3 protein-coding genes and 1 tRNA gene are annotated in these 7,206 nt (G+C 72.0%); all 4 read left to right on the top strand.

Features of this window, described 5'->3' with window-relative positions; all coding sequences use genetic code 11:
• The first annotated feature begins 245 nt into the window (after positions 1-245).
• Positions 246-321, top strand: a tRNA-Pro gene (locus FAF44_RS51050).
• A gap of 300 nt (positions 322-621) precedes the next feature.
• Positions 622-2,571, top strand: a complete 1,950-nt coding sequence (locus tag FAF44_RS51045) for an endo-1,3-alpha-glucanase family glycosylhydrolase (RefSeq protein ID WP_237110736.1) — start codon at positions 622-624, stop codon at positions 2,569-2,571.
• A 315-nt stretch (positions 2,572-2,886) separates the two neighbouring features.
• Positions 2,887-6,969, top strand: coding sequence for a LamG-like jellyroll fold domain-containing protein (locus FAF44_RS51040; RefSeq protein WP_237110735.1), 4,083 nt, complete (start codon positions 2,887-2,889; stop codon positions 6,967-6,969).
• A 21-nt stretch (positions 6,970-6,990) separates the two neighbouring features.
• Positions 6,991-7,206, top strand: a 216-nt coding sequence (locus FAF44_RS51035) for a hypothetical protein (RefSeq protein ID WP_237110734.1), incomplete at its 3' end; no start/stop codon positions are given.

The raw sequence follows: 7,206 nt of genomic DNA, 5'->3' as shown, positions 1-7,206 counted from the left end.
GGGGGCGGGCGAATAATCGGGTGGCACGCGGGCCGATCACCGGTCTACCGTGGACATCGTCCAGCGACGACGACAGAACGTGAAAGGCGGCGACGTGCTCATTCCGGCTCTGTGGCGACCGTCCGCCGCCGTCCTGCCCGAGCCGCGGCGGAGGCTTTCCGGCTGACCCCTGCGCGGGGCTCCCGGCAAGCCGTCTCGGACCTGGTCCGAGGCGGCTTCTTCATTGACACCCGATCGCGGGTGGACCGAGTGTGGGGCAGTTTGGTCAGCCCGCCTGCCTTGGGAGCAGGAGCACCGCAGGTTCGAATCCTGCCACTCGGACGACGGCCCTGAAAGGAAAGGGCCGCGGGCGGCGGCCTGGCCGGCGGGAGTGGCGTCCCCCGGCCGGACCGCACCCTCACCCCGGGCCGGCCCACGCCAGCCAGGCCCGGGGTCCAAACCGTCCGGGCGCCGGACGCCCGTCGTCGCTACGTCAGCGGGCGGGTACGGACGGCGAATTATGACGTTCCAAAAATCCCGTTTTGGGGTAATCCTGGAAACGGTGGTTGATCTTGCTCCATCCTGGGCTCTGCACAGCGGCTCCGCATGTCGGGAGCCGCTTCGAGAGTCAGAGGGAGTTTCATGGTCAACCGATGTCGGACGCTGCTGACGGCGGTGACGGCCTGCGTCATGCTGGGGACCGTCACCGCCGCCCCCGTGCAGGCGTCCGCGGCGGCGCCGGTCAGCGTGACGTTCTCCGCCACGGAGGACGTGTTCGTCAGCCAGGCCGAGCCCGCCAAGAGTTTCGCCGACGCGACGTGGCTGAGCGTGTGCGGCTCCGGCTGCGGCAGCGCCGCCGCCGGGCAGCGCATGGCGCTGACCCGCTTCGCGGTCAAGGGCATCCCGCAGGACGCCGAGGACGTCAAGGTCACGCTGGACGTCATCTCGGCCAGGACGACGGACACCACCGTCGCGGCCAGGACGGTGACCGGCTCGTGGAGCGAGGCCGCCACCACCTGGAACACCCGCCCGGCGGTCGGTGACGCCGTCGTCGCCGGGCACACCGGGTTCACCGCCGGCGCGACGGCCAGGCTGGACCTGTCCGCCGCCGTCGAGGGCGACGGCACCTACGCCTTCGCGCTCACCGGCACGTCCGACACCGCGACCGTGCTGATGTCCTCGCGCGAAACCGGCGACCGGGGACCCAAACTGACGGTGACCTACACGCCGGGCTCCGGGCAGAGCGCCGGGCCGCTGCCGTTCACCCTGCCCGGCACGGAGACGCTGCGAGCCTCGGGCAAGAAGGTGTTCGCGCACTACTTCCCGCCGTACCCGATCTCGTTCGACAACGCCGCTCCGGAAAACGATTACTACGCCCGCAACTACCTCAAGCCGGAGGGTGAGAGCGGCAAGCACGCCGCGTACGGCGGGCTGCTGCGCGACCGGCCCGCCGGACGGGACCCGGTCAGCGGCGACTACGCGCTGGCGGACCTGAAGACCGAGGTCAGGCAAGCCGTCGCCGCCGGGCTCGACGGTTTCACCGTGGACATCCTCTCGGTGACCAGCGCCAACTGGACGCGGGTGCAGAACCTCGTCAAGGCCGCCGAGGCCGTGGACCCCGGCTTCCGGATCGTGCTCATGCCGGACATGAACGGGCTGGCCACGGTGGACAGTGGCGTCCTGGCCGCGTCGCTGGCCAAGCTGGCCGCGTCGAAGTCGGTCCACCGGCTGGCCGACGGCCGCCTGGTCGTCGCCCCCTTCAAGGCCGAGAACCGCAGCGTCACCTGGTGGACGGACTGGATGACGACCATGGAGACCGAGCACGGCATCAAGGTCGCCCTGGTGCCCTGCTTCGTCGAGTTCGCCAAGAACCGGGACGCCTTCGCGCCCATCAGCTACGGCCTGTCGAACTGGGGCAGCCGCAGCCCGGCCGCCAACGCCAACCTGCCCGCCACCATCACCGCCGTCCACGGCCTGGGCAAGATCTGGATGCAGCCGGTGTCGGTGCAGGACGAGCGCCCCAACCAGGGCGTCTTCGACGAGGCGGCCAACACCGAGAACCTGCGCGCCTCGTGGAAGGGCGCGATCGACGGCAAGGCCGACTGGGTCCAGCTCACCACCTGGAACGACTACTCCGAGAACACCCAGTTCGCCCCGTCCAGGAACGCCGGCTGGTCCTATCTCGACATCAACGCCTACTACCTGACCTGCTACAAGCTCGGCTGCCCGAAGATCACCAAGGACGTGGCCTACCTCACGCACCGCGTCCAGCCGGTCGCGGCCAAGCCGTCGTACGCGCAGACCAAGCTCATGACGCTGCGCGGCGGCAGCACGGCGGCCCGCGACACCGTCGAGGTGCTCAGCATGCTCACCGCGGCGGGCACGGTGTCCGTCACGATCGGCGGCGCGACGCAGACCTACGAGGCCCCGGCCGGGGTGTCCGCGAAGACGTTCCCGCTGAGGACCGGCTCCTCCTCGGCGACCGTGACCCGTGGTGCGGCCACGGTGGCGAAGGTCGTCTCGCCGTACGCGGTGACGGCGACGCCGTACGTGCAGGATCTGCACTACCGCGCGGCCTCCAGCGGGCGCTGACGCGGGCGGGCCTCGGCGCGACCGCGCGCCGGGGCCCGCATTCCCCATGTCCTGGACGCCCGCCGGTGGACCGGGACAAATGTCCGATGAATGCCCGCTTTCTGACCTGGATCATGAATCCCCTCGCGCCGGAAACTATGCCTCGCCGGGATGTGAGGCTGCCTCGTAAGAGCACTTCACCGCCTTCGACGAAGGCGTTCTCCCGGGAAGCACCCGCGGCGAACGTCCGTCCCGTACGACACGGGACGGACGCGCGCTGCCCGAGGGATTTGTGGAGGCACAGTGAGGCGCTGGTTGCGTGCGCCCATAGCGGGAGTGACAGCCCTGGTCGCCGGCCTGTTACCGGTGGCGTCCCCGGCGAACCCGCCGGCCGCGGTGGCGGCGGCGGACACGAGAAGCACGGCGGGCGACCCGGTGGGCTCGGCGCCCTGGGCGCTCGCGGAGGCGAAGAAGAGCGGCAAGCGGGTCGCCGTCCCGGCGGACCAGGCCGAGGCCCGGGACGTGTACGCCAACCCGGACGGTTCGTTCACGGCTGAGCTGCGGGCCGCCCCGGTCCGGGTCCGGCGGGGGCAGGGCTGGGTGCCGGTGGACACCACACTGACCAGGCAGGCGGACGGCGGGGTGCAGCCGGCCGCGGCCACCGTGCCGGTCGTCTTCTCCGGCGGCGGCGAGCAGCCGCTGGTCCGGCTCGGCGAGGGCCGGGAGCAGGTGACGCTGCGCTGGCCCGAGCCGCTGCCGGAGCCGGTGCTGAGCGCCGACAGCGCCACCTACCCGGAGGTGTTCACGGGGGTGGACCTGCGGCTGACGGCCACCGCGCAGGGCTTCAAGCAGGTGCTGGTGGTCAAGGACCGGGCCGCGGCGGCCAACCCCGAACTGGCCGAGCTGAGCTTCGGCCTGGACACCGAGGGGGTCGAGTTCCGCGACGACGGGCACGGCAACCTGCTCGCCCGTGACGCGAAGGGCCGGCAGGTGTTCGGCTCTGGGGCGCCGATGGCCTGGGACTCGGGCACCGCCCGGACGGTCGGCGAGCTGGAGCTGAACAAGGACGAGCTGGTCCTGCGTCCCGACCGCAAACTGCTCAGCGACCCGGGGACGCGATTCCCCGTCTACATCGACCCGGACTTCGCCGCGGGCCTGACCGGGATGGCGCTGGTCCTCTCCGGCTCCCGGTACGCCGACCAGTCGTTCTGGGGCGGCGACGGGGAGAACGTGGCGAAGGTCGGCTACTGCGGCTGGGACTACTGCAACGGCATCGGGATCGCCCGCTCGTACTTCCAGTACAACGCGGCGTTCCTGGCGGGCCGGCACGTGCTGGCCGCGGAGTTCAACGTGTTCGAGAGCTACGCGCCGTCGTGCTCGAAGCGCAAGGTGCAGGCGTGGGGCACGAACCCGGTCGGCTCCGGGACGACGTGGAACAACCAGCCCTACCCCGGCGGGAGCCCCGTGCACCTGGGGACGGCCGACGCGGCGCACGGCTACAACGCCTCCTGCCCCGGGGCGTGGGTGGGCTTCAACGCGGTCGGCGCGGTCAACAAGGGGCTGGCCTCCCACGGCGGGCAGGTGGCGATCCTGCTGAAGGCCGAGGACGAGGGCGACGCCTACGCCTGGAAGAAGTTCGCCACGAACCCGAGCCTGGTCGTGACCTACAACACCCTGCCCAACGCGCCGACCGGCCAGCGGGTGGAGAACCTGGCGTGCGCGGTGCAGCCGAACGAGCCGTACGTCAACCCGTACATCGACAACGACCCCAACCTGGGGCCGCGCGGGCCGAAGCTGTCCGCGGTCGTCACCGACCCCGACGGCGGGCTGGTGCGGGCCCAGTTCGAGTGGCGCACGAGGTCCGGGGCGGTGCTCGGCAGCACGGCCACCGCGTTCAAGGCGTCGGGCTCCACCTTCAGCGTGGACGTGCCGGCGGCGCACGCCGGTGACGGCGCGAAGCTGGCCTACCGCGTGCAGGGCGTGGACTCGGTCGACGCCGGTCCGTGGGGGGCGTGGTGCGACGTCACCATCGACAGGAAGGCCCCGGACAAGACGCCGAAGGTCACCTCGACGACCTACCCCGAGTGCGCGCCCCCGGACTACGACCCGTGCGACAGGGGCGGCGGCGTCGGGCGCACCGGCGGCTTCACCCTCGACGCGAACGGCGTGGACGACGTCGCGCGCTTCGAGTACTACCTGTACGGTCAGGAGGGCGTCTACCAGGCCACCGCCGTCTCCGGCAGCGCGAACGTGCTGGCCACCCCGCCCGACGACGGCCCGATGGACCTCTTCGTCCGCAGCATCGACCGGGCCGGCAACGTCGGCCCGGAGTACCGCTACCACTTCTGGGTCGGCCCCGGCACGCCCCCGAACGGCCACTGGAAGCTCGACGGATACGCCGAGCCGAATGTCGTCGACGACTCACGCAACGGCCACGACGCGACCTTCGTCAAGGGGCCGGCGAACTGGGGGGCCGGCCGGCACGGGGACGCGCTGCGGCTGGACGGCGTCACCGGGTTCGCGAGCACCGCGGGCGGCCCGACCGTGGACACCAGCAAGTCGTTCACCGTCTCGGCGTGGGTGAAGCTGGACCGGCTGGACGGTGACTGGCGGACGGCGGTCAGCCAGAGCGGCAGCACGATCAGCGGGTTCTTCCTGCAGTACAACCCGACCCGCAAGAAGTGGAACTTCGTGATGCCGGCCAAGAACGCCGACGACGCCGTACGCGACGTCGCCGAGTCGGCGGGCCCGGCCGTCGCGGACCGCTGGACGCACCTGGTGGGCCGGTACGACGCCGCCGCCAGGCAGATCGAGATCTACGTGGACGGCGTGCCGGGCAGCACCGCCGGCCACCTCACCCCGTGGAACGCGACCGGCACGGTGCAACTCGGCCGGGCCCAGGTGGGCGGCCAGCCGGTGAACCACTGGCCGGGCTCGCTGGACGAGGTGCGCCTCTACGACCGCGCCCTCACCGGCGACGAGATCCACGACCTGGCCGGCTCCCCGGCCGTCGAGGAGGTGTTCCTGCCGCTGGACGAGGGCGCCGGAGCCACGGCGCAGGACGTGTCCGGCAACTACCACCTCGGCACGCTCGGCGGCGCCGCCTCCTGGAGCGCGGGCAAGGTCGGCACGGGCGCGGTGCGGTTCGACGGCGGCCCCGAGACCCTCGCCACCACCGGGACCGCGCTGCGCACCGACGCCGGTTTCACCGTCAGCGCCTGGGTCAAGCTGGACGCCGCCGGCGACCAGTGGCGCACGGTCCTCAGCCAGGACGCCGGCCAGGGCAGCGGCTTCCAGCTCCGCTACCGGGGCGACACCCGCAAGTGGTCGTTCGCGCTGCCCCAGTCGGCGACCGACACCGAGCTGACCCTCAGCACCGAGCCGGGAGACAGCGCGCAGGCCGGGGCGTGGACGCACCTGGCCGGGGTCTACGACCCGGCCGCCCAGGAGCTCCAGCTCTTCGTCGACGGCGTGAAGGCGGCCTGGAAGAAGGGCGCGGCCACGGTGAACGCCACGGGCGCGTTCCAGGTCGGCCGGGGCAGGCAGGCGGGGGCGGCGGCGACGCCGTTCGCCGGGGAGATCGACGACGTGCACGCCTGGACCGGCGTGCGCACCCCCGACCAGATCAAGGCCGAGTACCAGAAGCCGGTCACCAGGCGGACCGTCCCCTACGGCGGCCAGCTCAGCCGGTACTTCAACCTCGCCACCGGCCGGCACATCGTGACCAACGGGCCGGTGCCGCCGGCGGCGCACCTGGAGTTCCCCCTCGGCCTGATGGCCGGCGCGGACGAGCCCGGCACGCGGGCGGTGTACTCCTGCCGCAACGGCGAGGTCGACTACTTCCTCGCCCACGACTGCGGGACGCACGCCAACCTCGGCTCCGTCGGCCGGCTCTACATCTCACCGCCCGCCGGCGTGCCCACGCTGCTGGTCTACCGCTGCCTGATCCCGAACGTCGGGCACTTCGCCTCCACCGACCCCGGCTGCGAGAACCAGACCAAGGAGTTCGAGCTCGGCTACACCCGCGCCTACAGCCGCCTGGTCAGGCACCTGACGACCGGCTACCCGCACGACCACGCCAGCTCCACCGCCCGTCTCGGGGCGAACTACCGTCCCGAGGGCTACTACGGGACGCTGGCGATGACCTCGCTGCCCGGCACCACGGCGCTGATGAGCTGCCGTGACGGCGTCGACGTCTTCAGCTCCACCGACGCCGCGTGCGAGGGCAAGACGGTGCTGAAGAGGATCGGCTTCATCTGGACCAGCCCGCCGCAGGGACTGCCGGGAGCGCCGCAGGCGGTCGGCTCCGAGTTGTTCCGCTGCCGGACGAACTGGGGCGACCTGTTCGACTCACGCGACCCCGGCTGCGAGAACCAGACCCGGGACCGCTCCCTCGGCTACGTCGCCGTCGGACTCTGACAGGAACGGAGATTCCCGCCCATGCGCCATAACCGCCGGCGGCTGTGGCCGACCACGGCCCTCACCTCCTTATTCATCGTGCTGATGGCCGGCACCCCGGCCGGCGCGTCACCCGACCTGATCGTCACGGCCTCGGCCGCGCAGGCCCCGGTCAAGCCCAGCGAGCCGGACGAGGTCGAGCCGGTGCCGGGCCGGACGTTCGTGCCGCCGCCCGCCCGGCACCGGCTCGACCTCGTC

Origin of the sequence: Nonomuraea sp. MG754425, assembly GCF_021699195.1 — a bacterium.
Lineage (GTDB): Bacteria > Actinomycetota > Actinomycetes > Streptosporangiales > Streptosporangiaceae > Nonomuraea.
The sequence above is the reverse complement of the archived record's forward strand: the minus strand, read 5'-3'. Positions and strand labels throughout refer to the sequence as shown.

Coding starts and splice junctions, on each gene's coding strand:
- FAF44_RS51045 (WP_237110736.1), top strand. CDS start 622: ATGGTCAACCGATGTCGGACGCTGCTGACGGCGGTGACGGCCTGCGTC.